At 57.3% G+C, this 15,978-nt stretch carries 15 protein-coding genes and 3 pseudogenes; 5 read left to right on the top strand and 13 right to left on the bottom strand.

Features of this window, described 5'->3' with window-relative positions:
- The first annotated feature begins 857 nt into the window (after window positions 1-857).
- Window positions 858-1,181 (top strand): VanZ family protein, encoded by a 324-nt coding sequence (locus X733_RS136990; protein ID WP_023820372.1) that lies wholly within the window; start codon window positions 858-860, stop codon window positions 1,179-1,181.
- 913 nt (window positions 1,182-2,094) lie between these two features.
- Here X733_RS136990 and X733_RS1000000170420 read toward each other — a convergent pair.
- Together X733_RS1000000170420 and X733_RS1000000169140 are read right to left on the bottom strand one after the other, a co-directional pair.
- Complete coding sequence (locus X733_RS1000000170420; protein WP_196813799.1) at window positions 2,095-2,259, bottom strand: hypothetical protein; 165 nt, start codon at window positions 2,257-2,259, stop codon at window positions 2,095-2,097.
- A 94-nt stretch (window positions 2,260-2,353) separates the two neighbouring features.
- Window positions 2,354-2,760 (bottom strand): annotated as a pseudogene (locus tag X733_RS1000000169140) (transposase); the annotation flags it as partial.
- Window positions 2,761-3,543: 783 nt separating this feature from the next.
- On the opposite strand from X733_RS1000000169140, the gene X733_RS137000 reads away from it, so the two are divergent.
- Together X733_RS137000 and X733_RS137005 are read left to right on the top strand one after the other, a co-directional pair.
- Entirely contained in the window at window positions 3,544-3,753 is a 210-nt protein-coding gene (locus tag X733_RS137000; RefSeq protein ID WP_023672260.1) for a hypothetical protein, read from the top strand.
- Between the two features lie 134 nt (window positions 3,754-3,887).
- The gene (locus X733_RS137005; protein WP_023672259.1) at window positions 3,888-4,079 is read left to right on the top strand and encodes a hypothetical protein; all 192 of its coding nucleotides are present in this window, start codon (window positions 3,888-3,890) and stop codon (window positions 4,077-4,079) included.
- A 2,311-nt stretch (window positions 4,080-6,390) separates the two neighbouring features.
- On the opposite strand, the gene X733_RS137015 is transcribed toward X733_RS137005, so the two are convergent.
- The 4 genes from X733_RS137015 to hxsD form a co-directional block, all read right to left on the bottom strand.
- Window positions 6,391-6,945 carry a PH domain-containing protein gene (locus X733_RS137015; protein ID WP_023706350.1) on the bottom strand — a complete coding sequence of 185 codons (555 nt, stop codon included), beginning with the start codon at window positions 6,943-6,945 and terminating at the stop codon, window positions 6,391-6,393.
- A 112-nt stretch (window positions 6,946-7,057) separates the two neighbouring features.
- On the bottom strand, window positions 7,058-8,224 hold the full coding sequence (hxsC, locus tag X733_RS137020) for a His-Xaa-Ser system radical SAM maturase HxsC (protein ID WP_050588172.1): 1,167 nt from the start codon (window positions 8,222-8,224) through the stop codon (window positions 7,058-7,060).
- 1 nt (window position 8,225) lies between these two features.
- A complete protein-coding gene (hxsB, locus tag X733_RS137025) occupies window positions 8,226-9,644 on the bottom strand; it encodes a His-Xaa-Ser system radical SAM maturase HxsB (RefSeq protein ID WP_196813798.1) in 1,419 nt (472 codons plus the stop codon).
- Window positions 9,645-9,675: 31 nt separating this feature from the next.
- Window positions 9,676-10,008 carry a His-Xaa-Ser system protein HxsD gene (gene hxsD, locus X733_RS137030; protein WP_023672253.1) on the bottom strand — a complete coding sequence of 111 codons (333 nt, stop codon included), beginning with the start codon at window positions 10,006-10,008 and terminating at the stop codon, window positions 9,676-9,678.
- 777 nt (window positions 10,009-10,785) lie between these two features.
- On the opposite strand from hxsD, the gene X733_RS0136255 reads away from it, so the two are divergent.
- A complete protein-coding gene (locus X733_RS0136255; protein ID WP_023750018.1) occupies window positions 10,786-11,154 on the top strand; it encodes a hypothetical protein in 369 nt (122 codons plus the stop codon).
- Between the two features lie 14 nt (window positions 11,155-11,168).
- Here the strand turns inward: X733_RS0136255 and X733_RS01000000166910 are convergent, their stop codons facing one another.
- From X733_RS01000000166910 to X733_RS0136250, 4 genes and pseudogenes are all read right to left on the bottom strand, one after another.
- On the bottom strand, window positions 11,169-11,429 hold the full coding sequence (locus X733_RS01000000166910) for a hypothetical protein (protein WP_023672250.1): 261 nt from the start codon (window positions 11,427-11,429) through the stop codon (window positions 11,169-11,171).
- Window positions 11,426-11,791 carry a hypothetical protein gene (locus X733_RS137040; protein ID WP_023672249.1) on the bottom strand — a complete coding sequence of 122 codons (366 nt, stop codon included), beginning with the start codon at window positions 11,789-11,791 and terminating at the stop codon, window positions 11,426-11,428. Before X733_RS137040 ends, X733_RS01000000166910 begins: the two co-directional genes overlap by 4 nt.
- Before the next feature lie 23 nt (window positions 11,792-11,814).
- Window positions 11,815-12,051, bottom strand: a complete 237-nt coding sequence (locus tag X733_RS137045) for a hypothetical protein (RefSeq protein ID WP_023672248.1) — start codon at window positions 12,049-12,051, stop codon at window positions 11,815-11,817.
- A 75-nt stretch (window positions 12,052-12,126) separates the two neighbouring features.
- Window positions 12,127-12,354 (bottom strand): annotated as a pseudogene (locus X733_RS0136250) (helix-turn-helix transcriptional regulator); the annotation flags it as partial.
- A 533-nt stretch (window positions 12,355-12,887) separates the two neighbouring features.
- Between X733_RS0136250 and X733_RS137050 the strand changes: the two are divergent.
- A complete protein-coding gene (locus tag X733_RS137050) occupies window positions 12,888-13,085 on the top strand; it encodes a hypothetical protein (protein ID WP_023750022.1) in 198 nt (65 codons plus the stop codon).
- Window positions 13,086-13,362: 277 nt separating this feature from the next.
- Here the strand turns inward: X733_RS137050 and X733_RS137055 are convergent, their stop codons facing one another.
- The 3 genes and pseudogenes from X733_RS137055 to X733_RS137065 form a co-directional block, all read right to left on the bottom strand.
- Window positions 13,363-14,676, bottom strand: coding sequence for an HlyD family type I secretion periplasmic adaptor subunit (locus X733_RS137055; RefSeq protein WP_023724595.1), 1,314 nt, complete (start codon window positions 14,674-14,676; stop codon window positions 13,363-13,365).
- The gene (locus X733_RS1000000169120) at window positions 14,663-15,229 is read right to left on the bottom strand and encodes an ATP-binding cassette domain-containing protein (protein WP_081732486.1); all 567 of its coding nucleotides are present in this window, start codon (window positions 15,227-15,229) and stop codon (window positions 14,663-14,665) included. The genes X733_RS137055 and X733_RS1000000169120 overlap by 14 nt, the downstream gene beginning before the upstream one ends.
- 23 nt (window positions 15,230-15,252) lie before the next feature.
- A pseudogene (locus tag X733_RS137065) lies at window positions 15,253-15,978 on the bottom strand (ATP-binding cassette domain-containing protein); the annotation flags it as partial.

The following is a 15,978-nucleotide window of genomic DNA, read 5'->3' as shown; positions in this document are numbered from 1 at the left end:
AGGCCGACCGGAACCGCCAAATTGCCGGCCGGTGGAACGCCGGAAAAGCCGCGCCTCGGATACGACACCGATCCGTGGCTGGTTAAAGGCCTTTAGACACTAGGCGACGGCAACACAGCGCGGCTAAGGGGATGTGCGCTGGCGGTGAAGCCTTCTTTGTTCTCTCATCGGTGGAACATTGTCGCCTGAAAACGCTTCGGACGGTGCACTGCCCCATCAGTGCAACGTTCCCTTCCTTGTTTGCACTGGCCGGCTGCCGAAAGGTGGCCGGCTTTTTTGTATATAAGCGCGACCTGATGTTTGGGGCTTGTTGATTGGACAGCAGCGAGTGGCCGCTGCTGGCTTAGCGTCCAGGACTGGAATCTGTAAAGGCGAGATCACCAAGGCAGGGACGACCAGACTAAATAACGGTTTCGTCTGTTAGCCGCCACGCCGACGATAATTGAATTCAGAAGGGAGTCGGCCCGGCTGCCCAACATCAGGGTGCAAAAGACAGCCGGGCCAAGGCTGGAAAGAGTTCCGCTCCAGCCCAGCCGTGCCCGGCACGATACGCATCGCACCTGGGCGCAAGCGGTACCAATGGCTCGCCTATTCCGCCGCGCCTTTTCGGCAGGAAACCCTCGGCCTCATCACAATGGAGGGCGACATTCGCAGCGCCCTACGGAACCATCCAGAGTGACATAGGCTGTTTCATGGAACTTCCTGATGACATCAGGAGGCCTGTTAAGCATGCCAGTTGTTCGCGCTCATAGCTCAGATGCAGGTTGGAGCCCTTCCTAGTGCACCAGTATGAGAAGCGAGAACTAGGAACCGGGAGTGCTGCGAATAGATTGCCGCGGTCCAGCTTTCATCAGAGCATGGCAAGGGCTGCCTTTCTCTCCACGTTGGCAGTCGTCCTGCTGCTCGCGCTATTGCCAGACCACCTGCTGCACGCCCTCGGATTGGCCTTTACGTCTCATCACGACAAGCTCAACCACGCCGCCGCGTTCGCCACCTTGTCGGCTTTGGGTAGCCTCGGCTGGCCCCAACAGGTGGTCCGGCTGGCGGTTCTACTTGCTTTAACGGGCGCAGCGATTGAAATCCTTCAATGCGTCACAGGGCGTGACATGAGTGTCTTCGACTGGTTTGCCGACTGCGCCGGAATGGCATACNGAAATCCTTCAATGCGTCACAGGGCGTGACATGAGTGTCTTCGACTGGTTTGCCGACTGCGCCGGAATGGCATACGGGCTGAGAACTATGAGCTGGGTAAAGGAGATTCTAGGCGAACCGGTTATTTGATCGCCACAGGCTCCGCTTTACCGCCGCCGTCTTGGCCCCACTTGCCAGCCTCACGCCCGGGGCCGCCTTCGATCACCCTCGCTATTGCCGTTCAATTTCCGACGCAAAGGCCGATAGCAAGGGAAATAGGTTTCTGGGCCGCTCACCATTTAGACTTAGGTCCGATTCTCTCGCGCAAATGGCCGAAGCCGGAAACATTTCTCCTTCTACTTTGTTGCAGTGGCCGTGCCGCTGAGGAGAACATGCACAGTGCCTCTATCAAATGAACTGCGCGACGNCTACTTTGTTGCAGTGGCCGTGCCGCTGAGGAGAACATGCACAGTGCCTCTATCAAATGAACTGCGCGACGTACCGATAGAATTCCAATGCCCCTCCTGTTCGTGCCCAATGGTGAGAAGGGGATCCTGGCTGAAAACGATTGCCGGTTTCAGCTGCGATAGCTGCAGGTCCAGAGTGCGGATCGGCTACGAAGCGAAGCTGGCCATATTCGACCGGCACCTTAAGCGACGCGCGCCGGATCTGGGCCGACGACCAATGGAGTGCGATCCCGGCAACGGTTCCTGAGAGTGTGTCGGCAATTCAAGCTCCAACTGCTTGCGGTCTGCCGCAAGTCCAAGCTTTCATCTGGTCGCAGGGTCAGGCGGCTCTTNCAATTCAAGCTCCAACTGCTTGCGGTCTGCCGCAAGTCCAAGCTTTCATCTGGTCGCAGGGTCAGGCGGCTCTTCGTCCGTACGGAACCGATGATGGCGAGAGGTTTCGATGCGCTCGGAGCACCGAGCAGGTCGACACGTTTTTCGTAGCGACCACCAATCTCTAGCTGGCCGCTCCGATGCTCTGACGAGGTGCGAGCAACTTGATCTTCAATAGTCTTTTTCGAGCCAGCATGCGCGCCGCCTTCGCGATGCGGTCTCCGTAAGCATCGGCGACGAATGATAGCGTCGACAGGTCGATAATGAGGTCGTCGATCGCGCCCGCCAAGNCGGTCTCCGTAAGCATCGGCGACGAATGATAGCGTCGACAGGTCGATAATGAGGTCGTCGATCGCGCCCGCCAAGACACTGGACCCGCGCCTCTCCTCGCACAGCCGCGAGACCTGGCTCTTGGATATGCCGCTCATACCCATGGACCAGGTCGTCAACCGACCGGGTCGAGATGCCTTGCACATGAGCTTCCTGGATGACGGCGGTTAGCGCCTTCTCGGCCATGCGGCGCGGTTCGAGGAAACCTGGGAAGTAGCTTCCCTTCCTGAGCTTCGGGATGCGCAGCTCGACCGTGCCGGCCCGCGTCTCCCAGTCCCGGTCGCGGTAGCCATTGCGCTGGGCGAGCCGCAGCGGGTTCTTCTCGCCATAGCTGGCGCCGGTGGCCGCGCCCACCTCCATTTCCATCAGTCGCTCGGCGGCAAAGCCCGATCATCTCCCGCAGCAGATCGGCTCCGGGGTCTTCTCCACGAGTGCGCAGGTTCATCATGTCGTCGGTCATCGGTGGTCCTTCCGAAATGGGTTGGCGTCAACAACCAAACCCTACCGGAAAGCGCCGATGACCACCCACACGCCGCTCGCTCGCTACAGCGCTGCTAACGGCGCGCTCGTGAGCGGCTTCGCTACCGCCGAGCTACACCACCTGATGGGACATGACCTTTCATTTGCTTTAGGAACAACGCGTAAATGGAAAAGTTGGTCCACCGCAGCGCTCGTGAGGATGCCTTACCGCTGCCGGCCGGCGGCAAAGGGTCCGGCCCGCGCTTTCATTCCTAGTGTGACGTGGCCCTGAAGGCTGCCAAGTTGTTCCTGCCTCACTGATCCAGTTCAATTGGATCGTGATCTGGTTGCTCGTGCCACATCACCTGGCGGAAATCGCGTTTGTCGACCTGCTGACCGCAGATCGGGCATGCGTGAAATCGATCGTCACAGTCCTGCGGTTGGTGTGGCTTGCCGGGGATAGGCGGTCCAAGGTCGGCTATTCTAGCCATGCGCGACCGAACAAGATGCTGCGGCAAAGTTCCGTCAGTTTGGTTTTCTCAGTTGGTGAAAGACATCGCACCAAAAGCGGTAGTCATCTGGTCGACCGTCGAAATGCGCCTCCAAAGCGCAGTGCGCCACGGCGGTCGGTGCTTCCATCCCATAAAGTTCGATCGCAGATTGAGCGGCCTGATCTCTGTCGACGAGATCGGCAATCTTCAAAGCGGCGAAATCAGCGCTCCGGATCGCGAGCCTCCGTGGACCAAATATTCCCAACACCTAAGGGTGACTATATGATCCCCTCATGGCAACTCTGCGGTACGACGAAAGGCAGGAACCGGATGGGACGTGGACGGTATTCGACGTGTTCACCGGGCTCCCGGCTATTGTAGCGGGCCACCCATCTGTCGACCTTCCCGACATGGAGTATGCCGAAGAGCTGGCCGCCATCCTGAATGCCAACGACCTGAAGCAGAGGTTATCTCACGGTAGGTTCCCCGGAGGGTTCGCCTGACCGAAGTGGCATTAGCCCCCGGTCGTATTGCCCATCCAGGTTGGTTCGTCCGATCCGAACAAGCAATTGTTATTGATCAACCGGCTACGACGGTTTTAAGTCGACTCGCCATTGCTTTTCGTAGGGAGGACGTGATGGGCAACGTGGTGCCAATCTGCAAGGCCGCGCCTTGCGTGGAAGTGGTCGGAGCCAGTGGCGAATGGGTCGTCCGCATCATTGAAACTGACCAGGAAATTACACGCTCATTCGCCCTGGAATCGTTCGCACTGGCCTTCGCAGAAGGCCAGCGGATACGCCTGCATCTCGACAAGGTTGTGCGGCTTTAGGACCCTCCTGCGGCTGGGTACCCTCAGGGCCGCGACGGTGATGGCCGATTGTTCCATTGCTGGTGAGGCTTGCGGTGTGACGTCTCTGTCGTCCGCCCGCGCGGCCGGAAGGGCGGCAGGCTTTTTATTGGTTGAGATCGAGCGGCTCGTGATCGGGCTGCTCGTGCCACATCACCTGCCGGAAGTCGTGTCGGTCTACCTGCTGGCCGCAGATGGGGCACGCATGGAAATGCTCCGGCCAGTCAGCGTCATGTGGCTTGCCGGGCTTAGGCGGTCCAAGGTCAACAATTTTCGTCATCACCAACGAACACGGCGACCCGGCAAAAGTTCCGGGGGGTGTGTGTGCATGCGTTCGACGGGCTGACAACAAGACCCCCACGCCGGAAGGTGAATGATGATCGCGACGCTAGCCTAGCCATTCCCCAACGGCTCGGACAAATCCGGTTCCCGGCGGCGTTCCCGTCGTTCTTCAAGGAACAGCTTGGTGTGCTCGTCCCACTCAAGGGGCGTTGTCCCGCGCTCTTGACGAAACTTTCCAAACTCCTTGCGCAGGTCGGCAAGGTCCAATGCCCAAAGATGCTCACTGCTTCCGGGGTTCGACAAAGCGCTCACCAGTTCCGTCCGCTCTCTCGGAATTAAGTTGGCTTCGCGGTTGAGCCTTCAAGGTGGCATTGCGAGATAATTTGCTCGCTTGATAATATGCCTATATCTTAGGCAGAGGAGTGGGGGTCCCTATATCTTCCCGCAGTGGCCGGTGCGGTTAAGCCCCACAAGCACCCCCAACTGCACCGGCCATGTCCCACGGCTGGGTATGGTCTTTGCGCTCGGCATATCTTTTCAAGAGCTTCCGTGAAGCCTGACGCAAATTTGTTGCTGCTGCGAGCCGCACCCCCCGTTTGGCGGAGCTTCGTATATCTCTCGCTTTACCACGATCTTATCCGAAGTGATTAGGCGAGCTAGGCGCTTCAGCGAGCTGCCACTACCTCGTAGGCGTCCAAAGCTTCTTGGTGTGCCGATGCCGAAAAGCAACCCAGCGGCCGGTCCATAAACGGCCAGCAAGTCGAAGTCCTGGCCTCCATTCGTAGGATGGGTCGACGAGCGGGTCGAACAGTGGCGCGCGCGCCCCCGAGAGGAAGAGGGAATGTCTTATAACGGAGCGTCCGCAAGTGTCGGACGCTGACCGGGCTGCCCAGCGCAACCCTGCTGAACCCGACGCTTTGGTGTCACTTCCAAGTATACCCTGATGTGCAACAACAACATATGCGCAAATCGAAAGCCGTCCGGCTTACCGGTCAAGAACGGGAGCGCCGCTAAGACGAAAAAGCATCTCGCTGTAGGGTAGCCGAGCAAGGATCTTGCCGTGGTTGGCAATTGCCGCAGCTGTCATTCCTCTACATAGGAGACTGACGCCCCCTTGGGTTCGTTGGCAGATGGCATCCGGACTGTCAACGAGATGCAGATCCGGAACCCCATATACTATGGCAGTTACACCCTCAGGAATGGCTCCGATCGGTTGAACTACCAATATGCGCACACCGAGCAGCCACCCTATCATAATGGCGGCTACGCAACCAGTGCAGCCAAAGACGCCGAACTTCTTCATCGCATCGCACCTATTCCCCGCATCCCATCATCGTACCTGATGGCGTGATGGTGCATTCGTTGCCTTCAGTGTCCACGGAATGAGTTCCGGTGCTGTCTGTCCAGGAGCGAATGGAGTAGGAGTTTCCTTCGCTATCGCTACTGGTGACCTCTTGGCCTCCGTTCGGAAAGCGAAGAGTTTCGGTGTCAATCGAATAGTTATTCCTTCGGTATCGTACGATCTCACATGTTGATCCCCATTTTTGCCGGAATAGGAATCTGTGCAGACCCTGTAGTCGCTTTCACCCAAGCAATCAGCGTATGCGGAAGCGGTGCAGCCGAGTAGAAATGCTGCCGTCAATCCGATGACGTTTACTTTCATTGAATTTCCTCGATAAAAACACTAAAGCCCCGCCAACAGTCATAACGGCTCTGGGCGCGAGGAACCGCAGCGGCTAGGTATCCTTGAAGTTAAACCGCCTATCAAGCCAATCTGCGCCTCTGAAATACACCGCACTCGAGTGCCACGAGTTGTTCAAGGTAAGCGTCCAGGCCCAAAGGCTTATGGATACAAGTGCACCAATCCACCCGTACAGCAGAGCTGCCGCAAAAAGCGATGGGGTCGACATAACGAGTATCCACCACTCCCAAATGAAGCGCAGGGTAATACCGACGCAAAAATAAATAGAGATGAAGAGTATAATCCCGACAACGACCCCTGTAAATTCCATTATCCTGCCAGTATTTTTCTTTTTTGCTGTTCGAATTCTTGATCTGTGATGATTCCGGTCGCCTTCAAAGCGCCGAGACGCTCAAGCATTGACACCACGTCGGTACCCTGCGGTTGATTGTAGACTGGAGCTGGCTGCCTTCTCTGCTCCAGTGCATCCCTAACCTTATTGACGAATTTGACAACAGTCTTCTTCCAAACGTTGCTGATGTGCCGCTGCGAAGCTCCGTCTTCGATGGTGATCGAACCAAAGATGAGCCCCGTTTTGCCGCTAACAGCATTTACCTTGTCAAGGCCTATGCTGGCCTGCTTCAGGCCGTAGATCATTCCTTTGTCGAGAAAGATGATACGTCGGTCTGTCAGGGTGATGAGCCACGTGTCGCCGTCCATGAGCCCAGAAGTGAATGCCAATACCTGCTCACCGTCTGAAAGAATCTCCGGAAGGTGATTTAGCTCTTTCTTTGTAAAAAATTGATCGTCGCCGATTTCATCGGCGATACGTTTATACTCAATTCGAAGCTCCGCCTTGGACGCATTTTTAAAATCGAAGGTCATATTCTCTCCAATCGCTATCCGAGTCAGCAGCGCAGAGATTGTATTTCTAAGATTTAGGCTAGGTTATCCCACCGGGCGAACGGCTTTCGTAATTTTCAACCAATCTGATGTTCTATTTTGTTTGAAACGCCGAGATATGGGAGCTTCGTGCAAGGTGGCTAGATGAAAAGAAGCCACCACATTCGGCGCGCTTGGAGCAGCTTGTGCACTCGTTCAAGTACGCATTTTTCCAGTCACTAATCGACCGCTTTGCATACTTGTGGATAGAGCCATCAAGAAGACAGAGCTGGTGATTGTAGACTGAAACATTGATCCTAGCCGCAGCCAGATATTGCACAGCCGCCCGCAACTCACTTCGATAGTCGTACGGGTCCATCCAGAGCTTATCCATATTTGCCCTTGTGAAGCCAGTGATCTCCAGTCCCATAAACGTCACGTGGTCTACGAAGGTGAGGTTTCTAAAAATGAAATCTGACAGGTCGACGAGACCTTCATAGGTCTGCTTGTGAACGACAACTCGTATCTCAACCTCAGCCCCGACGGCCTTCAGGTTCATGATCCCGCGGATGGTCTCATCGAAGGCGCCTTTGGACTGAACCACGTAGTCGTGAACTTCCGGGTCGGCGGAATAGATCGGTATGCCGACCGAAAGACGAGGATGTCCAATCCCTTGATAGCGCTCTGCGAATTGCCGATCCTTGAACGTCCGGCCATTGGAAAGAATATGAACCGGCGTAGACGGAAGGTGGTCACGAGCTGATGACAAAATGTCAAAAAAGTCCTCACCCACCAGCGTTGGCTCACCGCCAGTGATCCCGAGAAACGGGGTCGTTACGGGCAGCAGGGGCAGCACATCCAAAATCTCCCTCGCCAACCAGCGATCATCAACGTCTTTGGGTGGCTGGGAGCACATCAAACACAGGTGGTTGCACCGCTCCGTTACGAGGAAATAGTTCGCGTTGGCATCCTTTCTGAACAGGACACGCACTGCCTTTCGATCCGGCACAAAGCGGATGACGTCTCCTTCGCTAAGGTAGTCGAACTCGTGGGGCAGAACGACTAGTCGTCGGTCTGAAAACAGTCGCTCAGCTTCCGGCCGATGCTCCTCAAAGGTGACAACCCACTGGCATTCAGGATGAAACGTCTGCCCCTTGAAAAGATACGCATCATGTTCTCGGTTAGGCGCTTGGTCAGCTTGGCCCGTCACGAGCCTAAGTGCCACTCGCTGTGAGAAATCACCGACGCTTGCTGACACAGCGAAGCCACTCAGTCGCAACATCCTAATTCGCCCAACTTAGAAAGAGTTCTCGGGCGGTAACGTCCCTCTCCATAAGGTCGATCAGCCTCTTGAAGATCGACATATTGCGATTGCAGAATCCCGACCGCGTTTTGAGGCCAACAAAGTCGCCCTGCGTTGCGGTATGGAATACTGGATCGGAGCCACAGAACGGCTCGTAAGCGCAGTCGGCGCACATCGGTACGGAGCCTGCAAAAGATTGCTCGATAGGATCGAGGAGAGCGTCGGACCCGAAAATCTCGCCATAGGTGTTTTCGTGGACATTCCCGAGCAGAAATGTCTTGCCGCCCATTTCGGCCAACATTCGTGCTTCGTCGGACGCGTAGACGCTGGCGTCATAGTTATAGACAACGGCGGAGATACCGATGCCTGCCGGGCTCATAAGATCCACATATCCTGGCTCGAAAGGCGTGAGCATCTTTGTAAGGATGGTGGCCGCGTAAAACTCCTTGAAAGGAATGCCGTTACGGTTCAGTTCCAGGATGTAATTCAGCCCGTCGAAGTAGAAATCGAGCCAGCGGTCCACGTCATAGGCTGCGTACGATTTCGTCTTGACCGCGAAGCCGTAAGGGGAAAGCGGCCGAAGGAATATTCCGGGGAAATCTAGCCGCACGTATTCGTCAATGATCTCGCGCGCCAGTGGAAGACTGGCTTTGGTCGTTGTCATAAGTGCGCTGACGCGTTCATGGCCGAGAGCCAGTCTGGCCTTGTGGATACCTGCCACAGCCAATTCGTAGCTGTTCTTTCCCGGGCGCGGTCGATTGGCATTGTGAAGAGTGGCCGCTCCGTCGAGCGACGTTGAAATTAGAATCCTGTGCACGCGACAGAATTCCAAGATTTCGTCGGTGATGACGGCGAGATTCGTCGTGATGACGAATTGCAGCGACCGCCCGGCGACCTTGTTGATCGCTTCAGCCCGATGCACGACGTGTTGGATCAACAGGAAATTCAGGAGCGGCTCGCCGCCTTGGAACTCGATCTTGATAGCCGGACTTGGAGACTGGAAAATGAGCGCCAACGCCTTCTCGGCAGTCTCCTCTGACATATCGAAGGCTGAACGATCTTCGCTTTGGCGAGATACCTGACAGTAGGGGCAGGAGTGCTCGCACCGCAAAGACACGACCATGATGTGAAGCGATGTGAAGTTCTCAAGCCTTCTTGCCTTGGTCCGAACCTTCAGCGCCAGCAGCTCCTTGCCGATATTGGAGGATGCATCAAAGAGGAACTGCCTGCTGCGCAGGCGGGAGTAGGCGGGGTGTGTGCTGGGAAGCTCGTGCCTGATAAACGAAGCCAGCACGGCGCGCGGCAATAGCAGATATTCGCCCGCTTGGTTGGTCAGCACATACCGCTCGTCGTCCAACTGGGAAAAACGAAAGTACGCGAGCTGATAAGTGTCGTCCAACGGTCGTTGGAACTCAGTTGCCGGAGCAAACTTAGTCATCGGACTGCAGGCCCGATCTGGAAAACGCAAGCGCCAGTATCGCGTTTCTAACAGTGGCGGTTTCGGCGGCGATGCTGCTACGCAGGTCCTGATCCAAGACCTCTAGCCGCAGTCTTTCTACCGCTGCGTCGGCCGAAGTTCGCGCGGCCGCCTTGCTGAAGTTGATCGTGCATACTGCGAAGCCGCCCTCGATCGTGATCTCAACCGCAGCGTTGCCGGTTACCCGATACGCTGCGCGCTTTACACAGTCGAGGCTGAAGACTGACAGATCAAACTTGACTTGGGCAGTCTGGACGAGCTCGCTCTCACGAGGGGTGTCCGCCATCAACAATAGCTGTAGCCAGAGCAGTGAGACCCGTGACTAGCATGGCTCGAATGGCTGGTGTGGTACGCCATGATAACGTCCGTACCATTTGAGCGATCTAGCACCTCACCGTAGCCGAGGTCCGCCGGGACAGTGCCAGCTTCAGCGAGCTTGGTCGAAGGCTGATTTGCCGATTCGACAAGGACTGCAGCCTGAACTTGGCCGCCGAGAATCATCGTGGCCGACAAGGCCATTGGTGACAGGAAATTGCGTTTCGACATTATCCAAACCCCCGTTTGTACGGACTCATTAGCAAAACGCGCCAAGCCGGACAAGTACCGCTTGTGGAGAAGTGCTTAAGGGACCACTGATGTTCCGGGTCAAATACTTGTATTGTGGAGTTGACGGGGTCCGTCTTCTGAGCGCAATCGATCGCAGAAGCGGCCCGACGATGGTCTTTTGCAGCCGCTTCGGCTGCCGCCAGAAAGCGCTCGGATTTCAGCCCGAGACAGCTGTTCGGAAGGTTTGGTTCTGGGCCATTGGCGATCTCCGCTTGATGGGGTTCGCCGCAACGCGGACCATAGTCCTACATGCCACGCTGCCTGACCTCCTGGCCTACTCTCACGGGAGCGATAGGGCCAGGCGCCAAGCGCCACCATCAGGAGGGAAGCGGTCGTGCCGACCATGTCTCGCGCCTGAGCGTCGCGGGCGCCGCATCAAGGAAGCGGGGTACAGCGCTGCGGCCTGATACTGGACTCCCGGCTTCAGACGATGCATTCTCGCCTCGGGGAAGGGATCATGGGCAATTCTGTTCATGCCAGGAGGTTGCAGAGGCGACGGCCTTGGTGGCGCTCGCTTTTCCGCTATCGTCTCGCCGCCGTTCTGGTGATGCTCGGGGCGACTTCCGCGGGCTATCTTGCAGTCGGCGACGATCGGCACGAGCTGCCGCGCGTTCACCATGGCGGCGATTCGTCGGCCAGCAACGCGGCTGTCCGCGAGGCGGGCTGCGATATCAAGGGCAACATTAACGAGCGCGGCGAGCATATCTACCATATGCCGGGGCAGGAATATTACTCTGCTACGCGCGTCAACCCAGCTCGAGGAGAGCGCTGGTTCTGCTCACAATGGGAAGCGTGGTGGGCGGGCTGGCGGAAAGCGAAAGTGTAGCGATTGCCTTTAGACTACACCTTCAGTTGCTCGATGCGCGTGCTCTTTATTGGAAGTTCGAACATCGCGCCGCCCGCGAGTTCCGGGTAATGCGTCGATCGCCAGAGATGACGATCCAACGCCCCCTCCGTGCTCAGCTGGGCGATCCAGGCCACATCTTTCACGCCGGGGCCGAACTTCTCTCTGATATGGACGATCTCATGCTCCCCGGCGAACAGGGCATTTAGCGAACGGGCGAGAGCGGGCGACAGGTTTTCGTCGACCAGGGCTTTCACGCGGCACTCTGAAGGCTCTCTTCGAATTTCATGGCGTCTCTAACAGCGGTAGCTGAGACATCGAAAAGGCGCGCCACCTTTTCCACAAATCCTTCGGCTTCTACAGCTTGCGCAAGCGCCACGGTCGGGACGCCATATTTGGAGGCGATCGGCTGACCGAACGAACGATGGGGGTCGATCACGATGGACTGCTTGCCATTGAAGGGCCGCCAGCGCGCCACCGCGTCATCCTCGATATCCAGGTCTTTGAACGTCCGCTCTATGCAGGAATGCAGCCAGAGCGACGCGGCAAAGCCCATCGGGACGCGCCAGCCTAGGTCTTCCTCCCCCCGCTGCATGCCAGACGTATTGTCCTTGGGCATCGCGCCGCTCCATCGGCGAGGCGTCAGTTCGTCTCGTCTACGATACTGTCATAGTCGCGGCCGATCAGTAGCAGCACGAAGCCGCAGGGCACTGTCACGCTGGTGAGGGCAATAAGGCCGAGCCATCCATAGTCCGGCTTCGCAAAATAGTAGTACCAGCTAATCGCCTGCACCAGCGGAGACACGATCAACATCCAAGCACCCCATTTGCCATCCGTGTTGAGCCGGATCGTTGTCGTCGCCCGATATCTGATTGCCATACGTATGCCCTCCCGTTCCTCAAAAGGCAGCTTCGCGTCGGTTGAGCGCGAACGCAAGCGCCGGCCCGGCTACGGCTTTGCGAGCCTCACGCCGGCGCCTCCTCCATTCTGCGGAATGAGCTCAACCCCGGCAGCCTCCAGAGCGGCCTGCAGGTCGACCAACGTGCGGTCGTATGGCGTCCGCTTGCCAGCTTCGAAATTGGCAATGGTCGTCTTGGCCACCTGGGAGGCCGCTGCCAGCTGATCCTGCGACCATCCAACAAGCGCCCGGGCTGCCCGGCATTGAGATGGCGAAAGTGTCATTTTAGTTAAACCTTACATTAAAGTGACTGTACGATACGTGCAGCCTTATACCATTAGTGCAACGTTATCGCAAATGCAGACCCAAATGCCTAACACCCCTCTTCTGGAGGCCGGCGAAGCTATGGCCGCTGCCTTCCCTTTAGAAGATTTTCCCGCGCCCTGCTCGGTGCCATCGCCTCTATTCCGGCCATAAGAGGCGCGGCCGCGGCGCATGTCTCGCCGCAACCGGCGCCTCTGCCCTCCGAGGAGGAACTGCTGCAAGCCTACAGTGAGTGGCTGTTCTTCGAACGTCTGCTGCTTATGCGCGACATCTACCCTCGCGAGCGCAACCCCTACCGCCAAACAGCCCTCGTGCCCTGCAACACTCTTGCGGCGCATTACCATTTCCCGCTACGATGACCGAGAGTTGTAGCCCGACATGGGAAACGGTGCCCTCGCCAGCCACGCGTGCGCTGCTCGTCTTGCAGACTGTCGGCGTTGACTTCAGGCCGCTGAGTGAACGGCAATGATCTTTCGTTCAGAAGGAAACTGCCATGCGATGGTTTGTGGTCGACGTGATGCGCCGCGAAGCCCGGAAGTGGGACTGGGCGGCGCTTGTGACCGATACGCATCCTGACGATCTAGAAGCTCGGATCTTTGCGAAGCAGTGCTGGGTCCCCATTCCCGGCAAGCACCGAAACCGAGATGCGGCTTGGGATATGTTCGAGGCGATGTCAGCCACGCGGCACTGACTGACTTTCATTCCGCAGAAGAGAAACGAACAGCCCGCTGCGGCTGGTGGCGGGTTTTTCATGTCGCGTTTCATGTCGCGTCCATCAGCCGCGCACCAGTAAAAACCGTTGGAAACCAAGGATACTCAGTTGCAACATGGTGCAACATCAGCTGAATATTACAGAAACAAGCGGTGCCCAGAGGCAAGTAGGAAATGTCTGTGCTTTCAGATCTTACCACGCACATAGCATGCGGACAACCAACAGAAATAGCAACAATAGATTCCTGTGGGTTATTTCATTCCTCCCGGAATGTCCGACTGATTTGGTCCGACAGCGGCTTCACGAAATAGGAAAGCGCCGTACGCTCACCCGTCTGGACCATCGCTTCGGCCGGCATACCGGGCACGAGCGTCAGGCCCTTGAGCTTCGTCAGTTCCGCCTGCGGAACCGACAGGCGCACCAGGTAGTACGAAATGCCGTTTTTTTCATCCGTCGCCAGATCGGCTGCGATCCGGCTGACATATCCGTTCAATATCGGCGTGGTTCTCAGATTGAAGGCTGACATCCGCAGCACGGCCTTGTGACCAAGCTGGATTTGGTCGATGTCCTTCGGGGTGATTCGTACTTCAAGCGCAAGATCGTCGCCTTCCGGCACGATTAGCATGATCGGATCGGCGGGCGTGATCACTCCGCCGACCGTATGAATTGCGAGTTGTTGAATGGTGCCTGACTGCGGCGCGACGATATCGATCCGCCGCAGTTCCTGTTCAACCGCCACCTTGCGCTCAACATACTCCCCGACCTGCGCCTGAACCTCTCTGAGCTCCTGGCCCACTTCCGACTTGAAATCCTGATCGATCTGCGGGATCTGCAGGCGCGTTTCGGCTATGCGGGCTGCCGTCTGTGCCTGATCTGCGATCTTCTCACCGCGTTCGCCACCGAAAGTGGCAACCTGGATCTTCAGGCTGTTCAACCGTTGGTCCGAGACAATGCCTTGGTTGCGCAGCCCACTTAGAACAGCAATTTCCTTTTGGAGAACCTCGATCATTTTTTCACAGGCAATTTCCTGCGCCTTGAGTCCTTCGATCTCGTGGTGATATTGAGTAATGCGTTCCGCCAATTGCGCCTGCTTCCCGTCGCGGGATTGCCTGCGGAATTCGAACAGCAACGTCTCGCTATCTATTGCCGAAGCTACGTCCGGAACATCTCTTCGGGCGAGTAGCCAGTCCGGGAAGGGGATTTCCGCGAGATCGTCACGCTCAGCATCGAGTCGAGCTAGGTAGGCGGCCAGCTCATCGAGCCGCTTGGTGACTATGGCGAGATTAGCGCGCGCCTGGGTGGCATCGAGCCGCATGAGGATGTCGCCGGCTTTTACCTTATCGCCTTCGCGCACCAGGATTTCTCCCACCACCCCGCCAGTCGGGTGCTGCACCTTCTTGACATAGGAAACGACGACAAAGTGTCCGGACGCTACAACCGCACCGGAGAGATTCGTGAAGTTCGCCCAGGCTCCGGCTCCTCCCACAAAGATCACGCTCGCCAGAAAGCCCGCCACCAGGTGGCGGCGAATGGAGCTTGAAACGTCATTGTTCTGATCAATGCCGGACACCGGTATCCTCCATGTCAGCGCGCTCTGCCACGTTATCCTGTGTAGACTCGATGGCCTTCAGGACTTTGGAAGGCGCACCGAATGATCGCTGCCGTCCACCTTCCATCACCAACACCAAATCCACGGCGCGGATGACGCTCGGCTGATGGCAGACAACAACCGCAATGCCCTTGCGCTCGCGCACAGAGGCGATCGCCTTAGCGACTGCAGCTTCGCCTTCCGCGTCGAGATGGATATTGGGTTCATCCAGCACAACAAGGAAAGGGTCTCGATAAAGGGCACGGGCAAGACCGATAAGCTGGCGCTGCCCGGCGGAAAGTGCCGATCCGACCTCACCAATCGGAGTTTCGTATCCGTGCTCAAATCGGAGGATCAGTTCGTGCGTGCCCGCTGCTTTCGCCGCGGCGACAATAGCCTCAGGGTCAGGATCATCTTCAAAACGAGCGATGTTTTCGGCAATGGTGCCATCGAACAATTCAACACCTTGTGGCAGATAGCCGATGTGACGGCCTAGTGCTTCCCGGTCCCATTGATCGAGGCTTGCGCTGTCGATGCGAACCTTCCCGGCGACCGGNCCTCACCAATCGGAGTTTCGTATCCGTGCTCAAATCGGAGGATCAGTTCGTGCGTGCCCGCTGCTTTCGCCGCGGCGACAATAGCCTCAGGGTCAGGATCATGTTCAAAACGAGCAATGTTTTCGGCAATGGTGCCGTCGAACAGTTCAACACCTTGCGGCAGATAGCCGATATGACGGCCTAGTGCTTCCCGGTCCCATTGATCGAGGCTTGCGCTGTCGATGCGAACCTTCCCGGCGACCGGCGTCCATGCGCCGACGATGGCGCGCGAGAGTGTCGACTTGCCCGAGCCCGATGGACCGATGACCCCGAGTGCGCTTCCCGCCTGAATGGCAAACGCAATGCCGGTCACGGTCGGCTTGCTTTCGCCGGGCGGAACAATTGTCACGCTTTCGAGGCGCAGTTCGCGTTCAGGTGCAGGCATAGGCACAACAGGAGCGGTTTCAGGAACCTTTTCCATGAGGTCCTCCAGCCGCGCCCAACTCTGGCGCGCCATGAGGAAGGGTTTCCAGCTTGAAATGGCCAGATCGACCGGAGCCAGCGCACGCCCCATCATGATCGAACTGACAATCATGACCCCGGCCGTAGCCTCCTGCCTGACGACAAGGTACGCACCGACGGTAAGAATGGCCGATTGCACCTGCAGGCGCAAGTCGGCATTGCAACGCGCTGCTTGCAGCAGACCATTGCGTGCCATGTTGTGGGCAACGGTATCGCTTATCGGCCC

Source organism: Mesorhizobium sp. L2C066B000 (genome assembly GCF_000502335.1).
Classification (GTDB): Bacteria; Pseudomonadota; Alphaproteobacteria; order Rhizobiales; family Rhizobiaceae; genus Mesorhizobium.
The sequence above is the reverse complement of the archived record's forward strand: the minus strand, read 5'-3'. Positions and strand labels throughout refer to the sequence as shown.